Raw genomic sequence first — 18,143 nt, forward strand, 5'->3', positions numbered from 1 at the left:
TTCAGATCTCCTTGCGAATGCCACCCAGAAGGGCCTCGGTGGTCTGTGCCGGCGCGGCCTGCGCGCACATCCGGTCCAGTGCCTCCAGGAACTGCGACACGTCGTCGCGCTGGTCGATGTACGCGGCGCCTACCAGGCTCTCGGTGTAGGCGATGTCGGGCAGCTCGGGCACCGGGAACCGGAAGATGTGGAAGGGACCGTACATGGCCGGGTGAGGCCCGGCGGTGAAGGGGATGACCTGGAGCCGCACGTTGGGCAGCTCGGTCGCCTCCATCAGACGGGTGACCTGGTCCCGCATGACCCGGGGCTCGCCGATGGGGCGCCGGAAGACGGTCTCGTCCATGACGACCCAGAGCATCGGCGCCTCGTCCCGGGTCAGCAGGGTCTGGCGCTGCATCCGCAGGTCCACGCCGCGCTCGATGTCCTCCTGCGAGGCGTGCGGCATGCCGGCGCGCAGCACGGCGCGCGCGTACTCCCTGGTCTGCAGCAGGCCGGGGACGTAGTGGGGCTGGTAGGAGCGGATGAGGTTGGCTTCGCTCTCCAGGCTGACGTAGGCACTGAACCACTCCGGCAGCACGTCGCGGAACCTGTGCCACCAGCCGGGCTTGTTCGCCTCACGCGCCAGGGAGAGGAACCCCTCGACCTCCTGGGGGGAGGTGACGCCGTAGGTCGTCAGGAGCTTCTCGACGTACGGGATCTTCAGGCCGACTTCGGCCTTCTCCATCCGCCTGATGGTGGCGTGGGTGACGTCGAGTGCGTCGGCGGCCTGGGCGTAGGTCATCCCGACCGACTCCCGGAGGTCCTGCAAGCGCTTGCCGAGCACCATCCGCAGAACCGTGGGGGCGCCACCCGCCCGTACTTCGACCACTGGGTCTACCTCCAACTGACATGTCGAGTCCGCAGTCTGTCACGCCGTCAGGGAGCCCGACATCCCGTTCCTGCGAAACTGTAAATTACAGATTGATCCTTGCCATTCGTCACACGCATCCCACAGACTTACGGCGTGGCTTCCTCCAACAACGCTCCTTCGTTAGAGCGCAGCGGCGGTCGTATCGCCGTCCGGCGCCTGCAGGACGTTTTCCACCTTCCGGCGTGCCGCACCTCGGTCCCCGAGGCGCGCAGACGCGTCCTCGCCACTCTCTACGACTGGGGGGCCTGCCAACAGACCTGCGAGGACGCGGAGTTGGTGGTCTGTGAACTCTTCACCAATGCGGTCCGGCACGCCGACGGGGAGTCGGTGGAATGCGAGATGACCGTGATCGGCGACTGCCTGCGGGTGGAGGTCGCCGACGGGGGGACCAGCCGGACCGAGCCGATGCCCCGCCCCCGCTGCGCGGAGCGCGAGTCGGGACGGGGACTGCTGCTGGTCGGCGCCCTCTCCGACAGCTGGGGCGTGCGCGACCGTGACCAGGGGCCGGGCCGCGTCGTCTGGGCCGACCTGCCCTACCGCGGCCTGCACTGAAGTCCCCGGCCCGCGGGTGCGGCCCTGCCGGGACCGCACCCACCGCCGCTCACAGCGGCAGGAGTTCGGGACGCTTGGGCTCGACCCCGTCTCCGGAGGACTCCCCGCGCAGCCGCCGCCCGATCCAGGGCACCAGGTGTTCGCGCGCCCACATGACCGTCTCGCGGCGGCTGGCCGCCGCCGAACGCTGCTCCTCGGGCGGCCACGGCTGGTCCGGGTCGGCCGGCACCTCCAGCCCCAGCACCTGGCCGGCCCGCAGCGCCACCCGGGTGTGGCCGTCGCCGGAGAGATGCAGCCGGTCGGCGCTCCAGGCCCTGCGGTCCTGCACGGAGCGGAGCGACCACAGGTCCAGCACCAGGCAGTCGTGCCGGTCCGCGATGGCCCGTACGTGCGCCGTGTACGTGGCGATCTTGCCGCGCAGGTGGCGCAGCACCGGCACCCCGCGGGTGTCGAAACCCGTGCAGACCACGACCGTCCCGACCGCCTCCCGCAGCCGCACCACCGCCGCCTCGTAGCGGGCGGCGACGTCGTCGGGGTCGGAGCCGGGGCGCAGGATGTCGTTGCCACCGGCGCAGAAGGTCACCAGGTCGGGCGCGAGCTCGACGGCCCGGGGCACCTGCTCCGCCACGATCTGGTCCAGCAGCCTCCCCCGTACGGCCAGATTGGCGTACCGCAACGTGCCTGCCGGACGCTGCTCCGCCAGGAGGACGGCCAGCCGGTCGGCCCAGCCCAGCAGCGTCCCGTCCGGCCCGGGGTCACCGACCCCCTCGGTGAAGCTGTCCCCCACAGCGACATAACGCTCGATCGCCCCGCGGGCGCCGCCGCCCTGCACAGGCCCCGTCCGGTCCGCCGCCGCAGAGGCCGGCGACGCTTTCCGCACATCCATTGCATCTTCTGCCACGTCAGGACATCCTTCACCGCCGACCATCCCTTACGCCACCGTAACCACCTCCGGGCGGGGGTGACGCACGCCACCTGCCCGGTGCGCAGGTCCTGGGCACTCCGCCGGCGGCCCGGCGCAGGGGTGACGAAGGCCCCCGCACAGGCCCCTGCCAGGGCCGACACCCTGTCGTATGGTCGGTAAGTGCCATCACCGCGCCGGCGCGTTCCGCCGGCCCGATCCCAGGAGCGCTCGTGACGCAGACGCCCGAAGTCCCCCAGGCCGGCGCCCAGGTGGAGGAGGTGCTCACGCAGGTACGCAACTTCCGTGACGTGGGCGGTCTGCCGACGGTGGACGGGCGGCGGCTCCGCGAGGGCGTGCTCTTCCGCAGCGGTCACCTCGCGCACGCCACCGAGGCGGACGCGCAGTTCCTCGGCGGCCTGGGCCTCCACACGATCTTCGACTTCCGCAACGCCGCGGACATCAGGCTGGAGGGCCCCGACGTCGAGCTGCCGGGCGTGCGGAACGTCAACATCCCGCTGACCGACCCGGCCGACGGCGCGGAGTTCTGGCGGATGGTGCGCGACGGCGAACTCGACCAGCTCCAGGAAATCCTCGGCGACGGCAAGGCCGCCGACCGGATGACGCAGACCTACCGGTCCATCATCCTCACCCGCACCGCCGACCACAGCAGGGTGCTCCACGAGATAGCGGACGGCAGCGTCCCCGTCCTGATGCACTGCGCCGCCGGCAAGGACCGCGCGGGCCTGAGCATCGCCGTGACCCTCCTCGCCCTCGGTGTGGAGCCGGACGCCGTCGCCGCGGACTACCTGGAGTCCAACGCCGCCCACCGGCGCTACCGGGTGCGCCGCTCGGAGAACTCCGCGGCGGGCATGTCGGAGGAGGTGATGGCGCTGCTGGCGCCCCTCTTCGACGCGCGTGCCGAGTACCTCCGGGCGGCGCTGGAGACCATCGAGTCGACCTGGGGCTCCACCGAGACCTACCTGAAGGAGGGCCTGAAGCTCTCCGAGGAGACCCGTGAGCGGATGCGCGCGCGCATGCTGACGGGCTCCTGAACCTTCTCCCGCGCCGGCCCGGGCGGCCCTTTGCCCACCGGCGCCGCGGCCACCCGTCCCGTCCGGCGCCGGCCTGTCTGCCTGCCCGCCTGCCCGGCGCCCGCCGGTGAGTGGGGCGGCAGGGTTGGGCGGCGGGGTTCAGAACCGTGGCTTCACCTCGTAGCGGGGTCCCAGGTCGGGGTTGTCGACCCCCTGCAGCTCCGTGACGAGCCGCTGCTCCGCGGTGAGGTCGTGGAGCAGGTCACGGGTCTCCGCACGCCCGGTGTCCGCCCGGCGCGCGACCTCCTCCAGGTAGACCCCCGCCCCCGACCGTTCCCGCTCCAGGTCGGAGAGCGCCCGGAAGACCCGCTCGTGGGAGGGCGTGTAGTCGGCGACGTTCCGCCCCTGGTAGGACACCCCCGAGGGCTCGGGGGCACTCCCCCTCTCGGCGGTGCGCTGCGGGTCCCGCTGCTTGCCCCGGTGACGGGTGGCGGTCCGCTCCTCGTGGACGTCGACGTGGTGGGAGAGATGGGTGCGCTGCTTCGACGCGCCCGTGGTGCCGCCGCGTTCGCTGGGCAGCTCCTCGGACCGGGCTGCGGCGTGGGCCGCGGCTCGGCGCTGCTCCTCGTTGCCCTCCATCTTCTTGCTCACCATGGTGGCCTCCTCTCCTCGCGGGTGGCCTGGACACCTGTCGAGCCGGTGCCCCGGGGTGTCGGCGCGGCGCGGTGAGGTCGCCTCCGCCGCCCCGCGTCGCGGGGAGGACCGTCCGGCCCGTCCCGCCGGCGCGGCCGACGGGAGGGCGGCCGCGGCCGTCCTCCCCGTGACACGCGGTGCACCGGAGGGTCACCCCGCGTCCGCGGAGCCCGGTGGGCCCTACGCCGCCCGGACCGGGTTCCCGCCACCGGCGGGCTGAATGCACCCCGGGGCCGCCCCGCCCGGCGGCCCCCTCTGCGTCCGGCGGACTCGAGGGCTCAGCGGTTGGCCACCGCCTGCTTGACCAGGGTCCGGCCGAACTCCCAGATCAGGCCGCCACCGGAGTGGGCGTCGTCCATGACGGCGGTGAACGCCTCGACGAAGCGGTCCACCTCCGCCTCGCCGATGATCAGCGGCGGGATCAGCTTGATCACTTCCAGGTGGTCGCCGGAGACCTGGGTCAGGATGCGGTGGCGCTGCAGGAGCGGGACGACGACCATCTGGGCGAAGAGGCCCTTGCGCGCCGCCTGGAGCATCGCCCACCGGCTGCGGAGCTTCATCGACTTCGGCTTGCCGAACTCGATGCCGACCATCAGGCCCCGGCCCCGGACGTCGGCGAGGAGCTCGTAGCGGTCCACGAGCGCGGCCAGCCGGCTGCGCAGCAGGTCGCCGGTGCGGCGGGCGTTGCCGACGACGTCCTCGTCCTCCATCACCGACAGGACCGCGAGTCCGGCGGCCATGGCCTGGGCGTTGGAGCCGAAGCTGGCGGAGTGCACCAGCACCCGGTCCATCGACGAGTAGACCTTCTTGAAGATCCACTCCTTGCCGAGGGTCGCGCTGACCGGTACGTACCCGCCCGAGAGGGCCTTCGCCACGCACACCAGGTCGGGCTCGACGCCCTCCTCCGCCTGGTAGGCGTAGAAGTCACCGGTGCGGCCGAGGCCGGTCTGCACCTCGTCGGCGATGAGCAGCGCCTTGTGCTTGTGCAGGAGTTCCTGGGCGGCGCGCAGGTAACCGGGCGGTGTCGGGTGGACGCCCTTGCCCTGGATCGGTTCGACGATGAGCCCTGCGACGTCGCCGCGCGCCAGCTCCCTTCGCAGCCCGTCCAGGTCGCCCATCTCGACGGCTGTGTCCGGCAGCAGCGGGGCGAACCCGTCGCGGAATCCGCTCTCGCCGTTGACGGAGAGGGAGCCGGTGGTCAGCCCGTGGAAGGCGTGGGTGCAGTACAGGATGCGGGGCCTTCCGGTGGCGTAGCGCGCGAACTTCAGCGCGGTCTCCACCGCCTCGGTCCCGCTGTTGCCGAAGAAGACCCGCTCCAGGTGCGGGGTGTGGGCCAGCAGCTTCTCGGCCAGGAGGCCCGGCAGCGGTGGGCAGTCGAACCTCGTGAGGTCGGCGAGCTTGGCGTCGAGCACGTCGTGCAGGGCCTGCCGGACGACGGGGTGGTGGCGTCCCAGCCCCATGACGCCGAAGCCGGCGAGCATGTCGAGGTAGTCCCGGCCCTCGTCGTCGTAGAAGTAGGCGCCTTCGGCCCGCTCGTAGACCCGGTCGAAGCCGATCGTGTGCAGCATCCGGGGCAGTTGGTGGTTGAGGTGCCGGGAGTGCAGTTCGTAGCGTTCGGCGCCACGCTCGGCCAGGAGCTTGTTGAGGTCGAAGTCGGTCACGAGAGGTTCTCCTTGTCCGCCCCGGCGGTCGCGAGACGCGCCACCGTTGCGCTGATCCGTCCGGCGATCCGCGCCGGAGTCAGCCCGATGTCCGCCGGTAGCTCACCACGCCCGGTGCGGCCGAGGAACACCTCGGGCGTGCCGGGCAGGCGGACCGGGAGGTCGACGTGAGCGTCGCGCGGCGACCGCGCGACCCTCGAACCGACGCCGCCGGTAGGGCGGTTGACGGCCGTGAGGTCCCCGTGCGCGGCGGGTGGCGGCCCGCTCCTCCCGCCGCGTGCCGCCGCGGCCCCGGACGGGCCGGCGGCCGGTGCCGGGGGCCGGGTCGCCGCCGGGCCCGGGGAGGGGGCACCGTCCGGCGGGCGCTGCCGTATCGCCCCGGTCACGTGCCCCGCAGCGAAGGCCGGCCGGAAGAGGGGGAGTCCACGGACGGGGGTGTGGTGCTTCCCCTCCCCCGCTGTGCGGGCCGCGGGCGGCGCGCAGACACGACGGGCGGTGGCACCCGTTCCGGCCGTGCCGGGCCCGGGGCGGCCACCGGTTCGGGTGTCCGCCTCGACGAGCCAGGCGGGTATCTTCCCCGCGGGCCCGCCGCGTTCGCCGTCGGCGGGCGCCCTCACCCCACGCGGGGCGCGGTTCTTCGGCTGTGGCATGTTCCCCCCTGGTCGGCCAGGACGTCCGGGGGCGTCGGTCGTTTCGCGGCCACGGCCTGCGGCCGGGCCGACCCGGGGGCGGAGACGTCGGGACGAGCCTCCACCCCCGGGGTTGCACACGACTCTCAGCTGCGGTTTCCTCCGACGGTCTCCCGGGCGGCGCGCAGCGAGTTCTTCAGCGACCCCATCGTGGCGAGCACGGCGGTCGGCTCGTAGCCGCAGTGCGCCATGCAGTTGGCGCAGCGCGGGTCCTTGCCGCGACCGTACTTGTCCCACTCGGTCTTCTCGATGAGCTCCCGGTAGGTGGGCACGTAGCCGTCGCTCATCAGGTAGCAGGGGCGCTGCCAGCCGAAGAGCGAGTAGTTGGGGATGGCCCACGCCGTGCAGTCGAAGTCGACCTTGCCCTCCAGGAAGTCCAGGAAGAGCGGGCTGTGGTTGAGCCGCCAGCGCTTGCGGTTGCCGCCCGCGAACGCCTTCCGGAACAGCTCGCGGGTCTGCTCCACACCGAGGAAGTGCTCCTGGTCCGGCGCCTTCTCGTAGGCGTAGGCAGGCGACAGCATCATCTCGTCGACCTGGAGCTCGTCGTTGAGGAAGTTGAGGACCTCGATGATGGTCTGCGGGGTGTCGGTGTTGAAGAAGGTGGAGTTGGTGGTCACCCGGAAACCGCGGCGCTTGGCCTCCTTGATGGCCGCCACCGCCTCGTCGAAGACGCCTTCCTTCGCCACCGACTCGTCGTGGCGTTCCCGCATGCCGTCGATGTGCACGGCGAACGCGAAGTACGGCGAGGGGGTGAACTTCTCCATCTTCTTGCGCAGCAGCATCGCGTTGGTGCACAGGAAGACGTACTTCCTCTTGGCGACCAGCTGCCGCACGATCTCGTCGATCTGCGGGTGCATCAGGGGCTCGCCACCGGCAATGGAGACCATGGGGGCCCCGGACTCCAGTACCGCGCCGACGGCCTGGGCGACCGGCATGCGCTGCTTGAGCACGCCCGCCGGATGCTGGATCTTCCCGCATCCCTCGCACTTGAGGTTGCAGGCGAAGAGCGGTTCGAGTTCCACGATCAGTGGGAACTTCTCGCGCTTGCGGAGCTTCTGTTCAAAAAGATACGTACCGACCCGGATGGTCTGGCGAAGCGGCATGGCCATCTGGCTCACCTCCTGGGGAGCAGCAAAGAACGGTGCCATTGGAAAAAAACAGGGCGGACCGCATGCAGTACACGGAAGGCTGATATTCCACCGCGTACGGTCCCGATGCGTACGAGTTCGTGTCCCGGGGCGTCCACGACCACCCGGACGGCCGCAACCGGCCGTGGTCCCACCGCGAGAGCGGCCCGCAGGGTGGCGGCGGACTCCATGTCCACCGCCACTGCGCCGTCGGCGTGGAGTGCGGCTCGCTCCGAGCCGCGCACCACGTGGTCGCTGCCGCGCAGCAGGCCGGTGTGGACTCTCAGGCCTCGCGCCCGCAACGAACGCACCAGCAGTGCGTTCGTCTCGCAGACGAGGTCGTCCCCGCAGGGCCGGTGGTCGCGCGTGGCGTCGGCGACGACGACGTCTCCGGGACGCATCCCGGGGGCGAGGCCGGCACAGAAGCCGGTGGCCACCACCGGTGAGCCGCCGAGCCCGGGCCGCTCGCGCAGCGCCTCGGTGACGGCGCGGCGCGCCGCGTCCGGGCCCATCCCGGTGCGCAGGACGACCGCGCGGGCGGTCGTCCCGGTCCGCTGGAGGCCGCGCAGCGCGAACTTCTCGATGCCGAGCGCGCAGGCGACCACCAGGGGTGGTTCCGCTTCCAGGAGGGACGTCGGCGGCGTGAGCGCCATCAGGCCTCCACGGCGTCGGGGGTGGAGTCGGCCACATAGCGGCCGAGCGCGGTGAGCGGGAAGACCTGCCGGTAGAGGTGGTAGTTGATGGAGAAGTCCCAGGGGAAGCCGGTACCGGTGAAGTAGGGCTCGTCCCACGACCCGTCGGCCTTCTGGGTCTCCACCAACCAGCGCACGCCGCGTTCGACGGCCCGGCTGCCGCGCTCACCGGCGGCGAGCAGCGCCATGAGCGCCCAGGCCGTCTGGGAGGCGGTCGACTCACCTCGCCCGGCCCACTCCGGGTACTTGTAGGACCGCTGGTCCTCGCCCCACCCGCCGTCCTCGTTCTGCACGCTCTCCAGCCACTGCACCGCCCGCCGGACGGCCGGGTGGGAGCCGGGCACGCCGGCCGCCGCCAGCGCGGGCAGCACGGAACCCGTTCCGTAGAGGTAGTTCGTGCCCCACCGGCCGAACCAGGCGCCGAAGGCCTCCTGTTCGTCCAGCAGCCACTGCACGCCGCGGCGGGTGACCTCGTCGTCGGCCCGGCCGACGTCGGCCAGCATCTCGACGACGTGGGCGGTGACGTCGGCCGACGGCGGGTCGATGACCTCGCCGAAGTCGCAGAACGGCAGCCGGTCGGGGAACGGGCTGGTGTTGTCGGCGTCGAAGGCACCCCAGGCTCCGCCCCGCGAGCGCATGCCGACGTTCCACCGCACCGCGCGGCGGACCGCGGAGTCGACGCGTTCGGGGTCGGGGTGGGCCACGCGGCGCAGCGCGAGGACGACCTCGGCGGTGTCGTCGATGTCGGGGTAGTTGTCGTTGTCGAACTCGAAGGCGAAGGCGCCGGGGGCCAGGTCCGGGCGGCGCACCGTCCAGTCACCGGGCCGGACGACCTGCTCGGCGAGCATCCAGTCGGCGGCCTTGACCAGCTGGGGGTGGTCGGCGGGCAGCCCGGCGTCGGCCAGGGCGATGGTGGCCAGGCAGGTGTCCCACACCGGCGACTGGCAGGCCTCGATCATGCGGCTGCCGTCGGGGCGCCACACGGCGAACCGGTCGAGGGACTTCAGGCCCTCGCGCAGCACCGGGTGGTCCAGGTCGTAGCCGAGCAGGTGCAGGGCGATGACCGAGTACACCGCCGGCGGCTGGATGCCGCCCCAGCAGCCGTCGTTCTCCTGGCGCTCGATGATCCAGCGGGCTGCGGCGGCCATCGCGCTGCGGCGCAGTCTGCGCGGGGCCACCCGGTGGTAGAGGTGCAGGCCCTTGTCCAGGCGCTGGAAGAAGCCGTCCCAGCTCGTCAGTGGCGCGAGCTTCCTGGCCGGGTTGGGGTCGGCGGGGTCGGCGTGCAGTTCGTCCAGGGCGAAGGGCGCGGGACGCACCGGCCGCAGTGTCGCCACGACGGTGAGCGGCACGATGGTCTGCCGTGCCCAGCAGCCGAAGTCGTAGATGTTGAGCGGGAACCACTTGGGGAAGTAGATGAGCTCCGGCGGCAGGTCGGGCAGGTCCTCCCACTTCCACCAGCCGAACAGGGCCAGCCAGATGCGGGTGAAGACGCGGGCCGCGGCGATGCCGCCCTGCTCGCGGACCCAGGCGGCCGCCCTGGCCATGTGCGGGGCCTCGGGGTTGTCGCCGGCGAGGCGCAGGGCCACGTAGCCCTCGATGGTGGTGGAGATCTCCCCGGGGCCGCCGTGGAAGGTGGCCCAGGTGCCGTCCTCGCGCTGCTGGGCCCGGATGTACCGGGCGGCTGCCTCGGTGGTCTCGGGGTCCTGGACTCCCAGGAACTGCCGGAGCAGGAGGTCCTCGGCGTCCATCGTCACGTTGGTCTCCAGGTCCCCTTTCCACCACCCGGCGGGGTCCTGGAGGGAGAGGAGGAACCGGGTGGCGCGCTCCGTCGCACGGCGGGCGGCCGAGTCGGCCTCGTCGGAGGGCTCGGCGGTCCGGGCGTGCGGTGCGGTGGGGGCGGCCTGCGGGGTGGTGCGGGGGGCCTCGGCGGTGTCGCGGCGGCCCGGAGGTACTTCCTTGACGACCGTTCCGGTGGCGGTCTTTACAGCGCTTTTAGCGTCCGTCGCGTATTCAGTTGGACAGGTCGTGGTGTTCTCGGTGGACTCAGCAGTGGCATCGGTGGCCGCGGCTGCGTGCGGGGGAAGAGCCCCGGTGCTTCCGTCGGTCGTCGCTGTCATGGCTTCCCCTTCTGCAGTGAACTGTTAAGCGTGCATGGGGCTGCCGTCGGCCGGCGCGAGGACACACGGGCAGGCGACCCGGGTGGCAGGCGCCGGCCGGCGACTGCGAACCTCAGTGACTCTCTATGGGCGATCATCTCTCTCGTACGACGACGAAGTCCGCGAGCGCCACCAGTTGTGCGCGGACCTCGGCAGGCATGTCGATCTCGTCCAGCGCCGCCACGGCGGTGGTGTGCTGCCGGCGGGCCTCCTCGGCCGTCCACTCGCGGCCACCGGCCTCCTCGATGAGCGCGGCGCGCGAGGCGAACTCCTCCTCGGTGAAGTCGGCGATCTCGTCCTCGCTCTTGCTCGCGTCCTCCGCGAGGATGTGGGCGAGCTTGTCGGCCGCCGGGTTCTGCCCCGACAGCGCCGCGACGACGGGCAGCGACTTCTTGCGCTGCCGCAGGTCGCTCCAGGGCCGCTTGCCGGTGGCCTCCGGGTCGCCCCAGATGCCGAGGAGGTCGTCGACGGCCTGGAAGGCGAGGCCGAGGTGGTGGCCGTAGCGCTCCAGGGTGTCGGCGGTGGCGTCGTCGGCGCCCGCCAGCACCGCGCCGATGGAGACGGCGCAGGCCAGCAGGGCCCCGGTCTTGTTCCCCTCCATCTCCAGGCACTCGTGGACGGAGACCCGCTCGCGGTGCTCGTAGGAGATGTCCTGCGCCTGACCGTCGATCAGCTTGCGGGTGGCGGTCGTCAGCCGCCGGGTCGCCCGCGCCGCGTCGGCGGTGCCGAGCTCCAGGAGGATGTCGTTGGCCAGCGCGAAGAGCGCGTCACCCACCAGGATGGCCTGGGCGGGTCCGTGGACCTTCCAGACGGTGTCGCGGTGGCGGCGCTGCTCGTCGCCGTCCATGAGGTCGTCGTGCAACAGGGAGAAGTTGTGGACCAGTTCCACCGCCACCGCTCCGGGGATGCCGACCTCCGGCAGCCCTCCGGCGGCCTCGGCGGAGAGCAGGGCGAGTGCCGGGCGCACGGCCTTGCCGCCGTCCCCCTCCGCCGGGCGGCCCTGGGCGTCGATCCAACCGAAGTGGTAGGCGGCGACGGTGTCCATGGGGGGAGCGAGTCGTTCCACTGCGGCACGCAGCACCGGGGTGGCGAGCGTCCGTCCGCGCTCCAGAAGCGCGGTCACGCTCTCGGCGTCGATAGCTGGGGAAGCCGGGGTCACGGTTTCTCCTCTGTTTACGGTGCTTGTGCTCGTGCGAGCGCGCGTACTCGTCGTCATGCCGCCTCCTTGGGCAAACTGGCCGGCGGGAAGCCGAGTTCGGTGATCGCCTCGCGTGCGGCGGCCAGGCCGCTGCGCACAGCGCTTTCCATGGTCGCGGGCCACCCTGTGGCGGTCCACGCACCGGCCAGGTACAGGCCGGCGGTCCTGGTCCGGGCGGCGGGGCGGAGCCTGCCGACGCCCGGTCGGGGGGCGAACGTCGCGGTGCGCTCGCGGGTGACGAAGAAGTCCGTGACGCCGGCCCCCCGGGCTGCGGGCAGCAGCCGCTGCAGTTCCGGGAGGTAGCGGGCACGGAGGGCGGCGACCGGCTGGTCGATCTCGTCCTCGGCGGCGGACTGGGAGACGGCCAGGTACTGGCTGCCGCCCGCTGACGGGTTGTCGGCCAGGCCGGAGGTGTCGGTGCGGTCGAAGACCCACTGCACGGGTGAGCCGAGCGCGGCGAAGAACGGCCGGCGCAGCACCTTGCGGTCGTAGACGACGTGCAGGTTGAGGATGGGGGCGGTGCCGATGTCCAGCAGCCGGTCGGGGTCCGGCAGCGCGCCTGTGGGCAGCAGGCCGTGGGTCTCGCGCTGCGGCAGCGCCAGCACGACCGTGTCGGCCTCCACCTGGTCGCGCCCGGTGGGGCCGTGCTCGGCGGCGACCCGCCACCGGCCGTCCTCGGTCCGGCTCACGGCGCCGGCCCGGCAGCGCAGTTCGACCCGCACGCCGGCCTTCTGGAGGGCCTTGGCGGCCAGGGTGTCGTGGATCTCGCCGAGCGGCACCCGGGCCCAGCCGATGTCCGCCGCGCCGGGAGCGGAGAGCAGCCCGGTGCCGAAGACCTTGGCGGCGAGCGCGAGGGAGGCGTTCGCGGCCCGGGCGTTGAGGGTCGCGACGCCGACCAGGTCCCACAGGGCCTCGATGGCCGTGTCGGACTGCCCGTGGTCGCGCAGCCAGCTCGCGAAGTCGACGTCGTCCAGGGCGGGGTCCGCCGGGTCCAGGGCGCCCAGTGCGAGGGCGGCGCGGCCCACGGCGGCGCGCTCGCCCAGGGAGAGGTGCGGGTAGGTGGCCAGCGAACGGGCCAGGTGCAGCGGGACCGGAGCAGCGGTGCGGCGCAGGCGTCCCAGCCGCAGACCGGCGCGCCACTGCTCCCCCTGGGAGGTCGCGCCGGCCCGCAGCACGGGGACGTCCAGCCGCGGCTGGACCGGGGCCAGCGGCGCGGCGCCCAGCCGCTCCAGCAGGCCGGTGTAGGCGGTGCAGCAGCGCAGGTAGACGTGCTGGCCGTTGTCGACGCTCAGCCTGCCGGCGGCACTGTCACGCTGGAAGGAGAAGACCAGGCCGCCGAGCCGGGGGCGGCTCTCCAGAAGGGTGACCTGCAGGCCGGCGCCGGCCAGGGCCAGCGCGGCGGTCGTCCCCGCCAGGCCGCCGCCGACGACGACCGCGGTCCTCCCGGTCCCGCCGCGCGGAGCGCGCGGTCCGGCCGCGTCGGGCATGTCGCACCCCGCCGTCATGCGTCCTCCCCCCGGTTCGCCTCCCAGGACGCGTACGTCCGAGAGGGGGTTGCTTCCCAGCGATCGCCGGCCTCACCCCTCGCGGCGGCGAGCGGTGCGCATGATTCACCCGTTCGATACGCCCCGCGGCGGGTCATACAGGCCTCCCGGAGGCCCGGCGCCGGGCGACGGCGCGGGCGTCCAGCCCGGCCAGACCGCGGACGGCGACCAGCGCCTTCTCGCGGCCCGGCAACGAGACCCTGCCCCGCAGCACCCCTTCGGGCGTCGCGGCGATACGCCCCAGCAGGCGGTGGTAGATCCCCGCCATGGCGGCCACGCAGGCGCCGCTGCGACGGTCGAGCATGGGCAGCAGCCGGAACCCCTCGTCGAAGAGGGCACGGGCGCGGCGGACCTCGAAGTGCACCAGACCTGCGAAGTCGGCGCCGGGCGGCGGGACGGGAGCGGCGAAGCCGTCCGTGCAGCCGAACTTCTCCAGGTCCTCCGCCGGCAGGTAGGTCCTGCCCTCCAGGGCGTCCTCCCGCACGTCCCGGAGGATGTTGGTCAGTTGCAGCGCCAGGCCGAGGGTGTCGGCGTACTCGGCGGCGCGCGCGGTGTCCGGCGCGCCGGGGACGGTGCCGAAGATGCCCAGCGACAGGCGGCCGATGGCGCCGGCGACGCAGCGGCAGTACACCTTCAGGTCGTCCCAGGAGCGGTACGTCTCGCCTCGCACGTCCATCTGGACACCGTCGATCAGTTCGTCCAGTCCCGCCAGCGGAACCGGGAAGCGCCGGGCGGTGTCGGCCAGGGCGACGGCCACCGGGTCGGTGTCGTCCTCCTGTACCTCGCCGGCCTTGACCCGGGCCAGCACCTCGCGGGTCTCCTCCAGGCGCCGGTGCTTGACCTCCGGCTCCAGGGCACCGTCGCCGATGTCGTCCACCCGCCGGGAGAAGGCGTACAGGGCGGACATGCCCTGGCGCTTGGCCGTGGGCAGCAACCGGATGCCGTAGGCGAAGTTGCGGGCCTGCGTGCCCGTGACGGCCTCGCAGTAGCGGTATGCCGCCAGGACCGGTGCGGACGCGGACGCTGTTGTCTCCACCGTCCGACTCACCCCTTTCGTCGCAGTGTCGCCCCTACCTCGCGCAGCAGGCTGAGCTTGGGCGGTTTGGGGGGGCCGGGGAGCACGTCGTGGTCGGCGTCCGCCACCGCCTGAAGGGCGGCGCGGCCACCGGCGACGAAGCCGGCGAGCAGCAGCCGGAGCCTGCCGTGGACGCTGCGCACCAGCCCGGTGCCCTCGTCCAGCAGGTCGCTCGCGCGTGCCGCCTCGAAGGCGATCAGCGCGCGCACCGCGGACCCGGCCCGCGGAGCTTTCAGGTCGTCCTCGCTCACACCGAAGCGTTCCATGTCCTCGCGGGGCAGGTACACCCGGTCACGGCGCAGGTCCTCGGCGACGTCCTGGAGGTGTTCGACGATCTGCAGGGCCGTGCACACGGCGTCGGAGCGGCGCACCCGTTCGGGGCTGGTGGTGCCGGTGACGCCCAGGACGAGACGGCCGACGGGGTTGGCCGAGAGTTCGCAGTAGGCCAGGAGGTCCTCGTAGCGTTCGTACCTGCTCACCCGCTGGTCCTGCCGGTTGGCCTCGATGAGGTCCAGGAAGGGCTTCGGGGTCAGGGTGCGCCGCCGGACGGTGGGGCCCAGAGCGCGCATCAGGGGATGGCCGGGGCCGGGCGCCTTGTTGCTGAAGACGCGGAAGAGGTCGTCCTCCAGCGCGTCCAGCATCGCCGGGCGGTCCTCGGACCGGGAGCGTTCCAGGCCCAGGAGCACGGCGTCCTCGCCGCCGGGGGCGAGGTCCCCGTCGCCGATGTCGTCGACCAGCCGGGCGAACCCGTAGACAGCCATGAGGTCGGCGCGCCAGGCGCGCGGCAGGAAGAACGGCGCGACGGGGAAGTTCTCGTGCGCGGCCTTGTCGAGGGTGTTCGCCTGCGCGGTGGTCCCCGGGCTCACCGGAGGCAACCCGGCGCTTGGGGAAGCCGGAGAGGTCCAGTAGCCATTGCCGTCACAACTCCCGTTCTACACCGCCAGGCATAATTAACTCATTTCAGACACGCCGCCGACCGCGACCGACCGAACGCGACAGGGCGGCACTCGAGTATGGGAATTTGCCCGACTTGTGCAGCATGTGCCGTTCGGTACCCCATAGCTTACGCCGTACGTCTCGACGCCGTCCGCGGGGGTGCCGATCCTTCGACAACGATCGGATCAACAGCCACCACGAGGCAACTGTTCCGGACCACGACGGAGTTGACCATTAATTAACCTCGACGGCCCCGCGAGTCGCACTCGCGGGGCCGAAAAGGCAAGGATAGGACTACTTGCCCGTTTCCTTCTCGTATGCCTTGATTACTTCGTCGGTGGGGCCGTCCATCAGGAGTTCCCCCTTCTCCAGCCAGAGCACCCGGTCACAGGTGTCGCGGATGGACTTGTTGTTGTGACTGACCAGGAAGACGGTTCCGGCCTCCTTGCGGAGCTCGCGAATACGTGCTTCGGACCGTTTTTGGAACTTGCGGTCACCGGTCGCCAAAGCCTCGTCGATCATCAGCACGTCATGGTCCTTCGCGGCGGCGATGGAGAACCGCAGACGTGCGGCCATACCGGAGGAGTAGGTGCGCATCGGAAGCGAGATGAAGTCGCCCTTCTCGTTGATGCCGGAGAAGTCGACGATCTGCTGGTACCGCTCCCTGACTTGCTCGCGCGACATTCCCATCGCCAAACCACCGAGCACGACGTTCTTCTCGCCGGTGAGGTCGTTCATGAGAGCGGCGTTGACACCGAGCAGCGAGGGCTGCCCGTGGGTGTACACCTTCCCCCGTTCGGCGGGCAGCAGCCCGGCCACCGCCTTCAGCAGCGTCGACTTTCCCGAACCGTTGGACCCGATCAGCCCGATGGACTCACCCCGGTAGGCGGTGAAGGTGACGCCCTTGACGGCGTGCACCTCACGGACACCGGTGGACGGCCTGCGCCGCACGATGCGGTTGAGCGCGGCCGTGGCACTGCCCCGGCCCGCGCCAGCGCCGTAGACGCGGTAGACGATGTGCAGGTCGTCGGCGATGACGGTGGGGGTGCGCTCCCCGCGCTGCGCGACCGTCGCGCCGGCCGCGGTCTCCTCGGGCATGTTCTCCTGCTCAGCCACGTCCGTACCTCTCCTCCGCCTTCCAGAAGAACACGAAGCCCACCACACCCATGACGACCGCCCAGCCCAGCGCCAGCGCCCACACGTGCGGGGGGAGCTGGTGGGCGGTGAAGCTGTCGATGAGCGCGAACCGCATCAGGTCGATGTAGACGGCCGCCGGGTTGACGTCCAGCACGAACTGGATGAACCCCGGCACGTGCTTGCCCCGCGTGATGACGTCGATGCTGTACATGACGCCGGAGGCGTACATCCAGGTGCGCAGCACGAACGGCATGAGCTGGGCCAGGTCGGGCGTCTTGCTCCCGAGCCGGGCCATGACCATGGCCAGCCCGGTGTTGAACACGAACTGCAGCGCCAGTGCGGGGAAGGCCAGCAGCCAGGACCAGCCCGGGACCTGCCGGAAGCCCAGCAGGATCACCACCAGCACGACCATGGAGAACATCAGCTGCTTGAGCTGCATCAGGCAGAACGAGATGGGCAGGCAGGCCCGCGGGAAGTGCAGGGCCCGCACCAGCCCCAGGTTGCCCGAGATGGCACGGGTGCCCGCGAGTACCGAACTCTGGGTGAAGGTGAACAGGAACACGCCCGTCACCAGGAACGGGATGTAGTCCGGCACGCCCCGGCTGGTCCCGATCAGGAGGCCGAAGATCAGGTAGTAGACGAGCGCGTTGAGCAGCGGCGTCACCACCTGCCAGAGCTGGCCCAGCTTCGCCTGGCTGAACTGCGCGGTCAGCTTGGCGCTGGAGAAGGCCGAGACGAAGTGGCGGCGGTCCCACAGCTCGGCGACATAGGCAGGCAGGCTGGGGCGGGCACCGCTCTGCGACAGCCCGTACTTCCGGGCCAGCTCGGCGGGGCTGAGCCCCTCGTCCGCCGGCGGCTGGGGCCGCTCGGCCAGCACGCCGTCGTGGGTGGTCTCGCTCACAGTCGACACTTTCGTCCTCTGGGTGCGGTCCGGAACTCTTCCCGGACCGCGTTGCTCATTACTGACGAGCTTGTCAGATGACGGGCGGACGTCCCAGTCGTGTGAGCCGCCACACGGTGCGCCACCGCATCGGCCGCCGCGGACCGCACGGGGAGGTCCAGCCCTCCCGGAAGCCGCCGAGCCAGGCCCGCAGCGCCTGTCCGGAGGGCCTGCGCGCCACCGTGAGCAGCAGCCACACCCCCAGGTAGACGGGGACGAGCAGGGCCGGCAGGTTGCGGCGGGCCAGCCAGACCCGGTTGCGCGCGACCATCCGGTGGTACACCGCATGGCGGCTCGGCGCCGTCGTCGGGTGGTGGAGGACCATGTCCGCCCGGTAGTCGATCTCCCAGCCGGCGTCCAGCGCCCGCCAGGCCAGGTCGGTCTCCTCGTGGGCGTAGAAGAAGTCCTCGGGCAACTCCCCCACCTCGGCGAAGACCGCCGTGCGCACCGCGTTGGCGCCGCCGAGGAAGGTGGTGACACGGGAGGAGCGCATCGGGTCGGAGGCCCGCAGCCGCGGCACGTGGCGGCGCTGGGTGACGCCTGTCTCGGGGTCGGCGATGCGGAAGCTGATGATGCCGAGCCGCTCGTCCCGGGCGAAGGCCTCACGGCACAGCTCGGCGGTGTCCGCCCTGGGCAGCAGGCCGTCGTCGTCGAGGAAGAGCAGTATGTCCACCTCGCAGCCGCCGGGGCCGAAGGCCTCTATTCCGACGTTGCGCCCGGCGGGGATGCCCACGTTCTCCGGCAGCTCGACGGTGCGTATGTGCTCCGGGAGGTCCGGCAGCGGCGCACCGTTGCCGACGACGACGACCTCGACCCGCTCCCCCTCCTGACGGGCCACGGAGTCCAGCAGGGCGCGCAGTTCCTCGGGGCGGTTGCCCATGGTCAGGACCACCGCGCC

The 18,143-nt window shown here is 71.9% G+C and carries 16 protein-coding genes; 2 read left to right on the forward strand and 14 right to left on the reverse strand.

All coding sequences use genetic code 11. The features are described from left to right. Nucleotide 1: 1 nt before the first annotated feature. Complete coding sequence (locus ACFV3R_RS18165; RefSeq protein ID WP_385583391.1) at nucleotides 2-826, reverse strand: helix-turn-helix domain-containing protein; 825 nt, start codon at nucleotides 824-826, stop codon at nucleotides 2-4. A 177-nt stretch (nucleotides 827-1,003) separates the two neighbouring features. Here ACFV3R_RS18165 and ACFV3R_RS18170 point away from each other — a divergent pair, with 177 nt between their 5' ends. Beyond that, the gene (locus ACFV3R_RS18170) at nucleotides 1,004-1,462 is read left to right on the forward strand and encodes an ATP-binding protein (protein ID WP_385583274.1); all 459 of its coding nucleotides are present in this window, start codon (nucleotides 1,004-1,006) and stop codon (nucleotides 1,460-1,462) included. Nucleotides 1,463-1,511: 49 nt separating this feature from the next. Here ACFV3R_RS18170 and ACFV3R_RS18175 read toward each other — a convergent pair whose 3' ends face one another. Next, nucleotides 1,512-2,363, reverse strand: coding sequence for an SGNH/GDSL hydrolase family protein (locus tag ACFV3R_RS18175; RefSeq protein WP_385583277.1), 852 nt, complete (start codon nucleotides 2,361-2,363; stop codon nucleotides 1,512-1,514). A 233-nt stretch (nucleotides 2,364-2,596) separates the two neighbouring features. Here ACFV3R_RS18175 and ACFV3R_RS18180 point away from each other — a divergent pair, with 233 nt between their 5' ends. After that, nucleotides 2,597-3,418 carry a tyrosine-protein phosphatase gene (locus tag ACFV3R_RS18180; RefSeq protein ID WP_385583280.1) on the forward strand — a complete coding sequence of 274 codons (822 nt, stop codon included), beginning with the start codon at nucleotides 2,597-2,599 and terminating at the stop codon, nucleotides 3,416-3,418. Nucleotides 3,419-3,556: 138 nt separating this feature from the next. Here the strand turns inward: ACFV3R_RS18180 and ACFV3R_RS18185 are convergent, their stop codons facing one another. The 12 genes from ACFV3R_RS18185 to ACFV3R_RS18240 all read right to left on the reverse strand — a co-directional run bounded on the left by ACFV3R_RS18185 (nucleotide 3,557) and on the right by ACFV3R_RS18240 (nucleotide 18,125). Beyond that, nucleotides 3,557-4,051: a hypothetical protein gene (locus ACFV3R_RS18185; RefSeq protein ID WP_385583283.1), complete on the reverse strand. Its 495-nt coding sequence runs from the start codon at nucleotides 4,049-4,051 to the stop codon at nucleotides 3,557-3,559. 317 nt (nucleotides 4,052-4,368) lie between these two features. Beyond that, a complete protein-coding gene (locus tag ACFV3R_RS18190) occupies nucleotides 4,369-5,751 on the reverse strand; it encodes an aspartate aminotransferase family protein (RefSeq protein WP_385583287.1) in 1,383 nt (460 codons plus the stop codon). 775 nt (nucleotides 5,752-6,526) lie between these two features. Next, complete coding sequence (gene hpnH / locus ACFV3R_RS18195) at nucleotides 6,527-7,549, reverse strand: adenosyl-hopene transferase HpnH (RefSeq protein WP_385583290.1); 1,023 nt, start codon at nucleotides 7,547-7,549, stop codon at nucleotides 6,527-6,529. 5 nt (nucleotides 7,550-7,554) lie between these two features. Further along, a complete protein-coding gene (locus tag ACFV3R_RS18200) occupies nucleotides 7,555-8,220 on the reverse strand; it encodes a 1-hydroxy-2-methyl-2-butenyl 4-diphosphate reductase (protein ID WP_385583293.1) in 666 nt (221 codons plus the stop codon). Continuing rightward, the gene (gene shc / locus ACFV3R_RS18205; RefSeq protein WP_385583296.1) at nucleotides 8,220-10,376 is read right to left on the reverse strand and encodes a squalene--hopene cyclase; all 2,157 of its coding nucleotides are present in this window, start codon (nucleotides 10,374-10,376) and stop codon (nucleotides 8,220-8,222) included. Before shc ends, ACFV3R_RS18200 begins: the two co-directional genes overlap by 1 nt. Nucleotides 10,377-10,509: 133 nt before the next feature. Continuing rightward, nucleotides 10,510-11,574 (reverse strand): polyprenyl synthetase family protein, encoded by a 1,065-nt coding sequence (locus ACFV3R_RS18210; protein ID WP_385583299.1) that lies wholly within the window; start codon nucleotides 11,572-11,574, stop codon nucleotides 10,510-10,512. A gap of 53 nt (nucleotides 11,575-11,627) precedes the next feature. Then, nucleotides 11,628-13,100 carry a hydroxysqualene dehydroxylase HpnE gene (gene hpnE / locus ACFV3R_RS18215; RefSeq protein ID WP_385583394.1) on the reverse strand — a complete coding sequence of 491 codons (1,473 nt, stop codon included), beginning with the start codon at nucleotides 13,098-13,100 and terminating at the stop codon, nucleotides 11,628-11,630. Nucleotides 13,101-13,251: 151 nt separating this feature from the next. After that, a complete protein-coding gene (hpnD, locus tag ACFV3R_RS18220) occupies nucleotides 13,252-14,205 on the reverse strand; it encodes a presqualene diphosphate synthase HpnD (RefSeq protein ID WP_385583303.1) in 954 nt (317 codons plus the stop codon). Next, nucleotides 14,202-15,098 (reverse strand): squalene synthase HpnC, encoded by an 897-nt coding sequence (gene hpnC, locus ACFV3R_RS18225; RefSeq protein ID WP_385583307.1) that lies wholly within the window; start codon nucleotides 15,096-15,098, stop codon nucleotides 14,202-14,204. Before hpnC ends, hpnD begins: the two co-directional genes overlap by 4 nt. Before the next feature lie 364 nt (nucleotides 15,099-15,462). Then, nucleotides 15,463-16,266 (reverse strand): ABC transporter ATP-binding protein, encoded by an 804-nt coding sequence (locus tag ACFV3R_RS18230; RefSeq protein WP_385583397.1) that lies wholly within the window; start codon nucleotides 16,264-16,266, stop codon nucleotides 15,463-15,465. 10 nt (nucleotides 16,267-16,276) lie between these two features. Next, nucleotides 16,277-17,206: an ABC transporter permease gene (locus tag ACFV3R_RS18235; RefSeq protein ID WP_385583310.1), complete on the reverse strand. Its 930-nt coding sequence runs from the start codon at nucleotides 17,204-17,206 to the stop codon at nucleotides 16,277-16,279. A 73-nt stretch (nucleotides 17,207-17,279) separates the two neighbouring features. Next, nucleotides 17,280-18,125, reverse strand: a complete 846-nt coding sequence (locus tag ACFV3R_RS18240; RefSeq protein WP_385583400.1) for a glycosyltransferase family 2 protein — start codon at nucleotides 18,123-18,125, stop codon at nucleotides 17,280-17,282. Between the last annotated feature and the right edge of the window lie 18 nt (nucleotides 18,126-18,143).

Source organism: Streptomyces sp. NPDC059740, assembly GCF_042733155.1.
Taxonomy (GTDB): Bacteria; Actinomycetota; Actinomycetes; order Streptomycetales; family Streptomycetaceae; genus Streptomyces.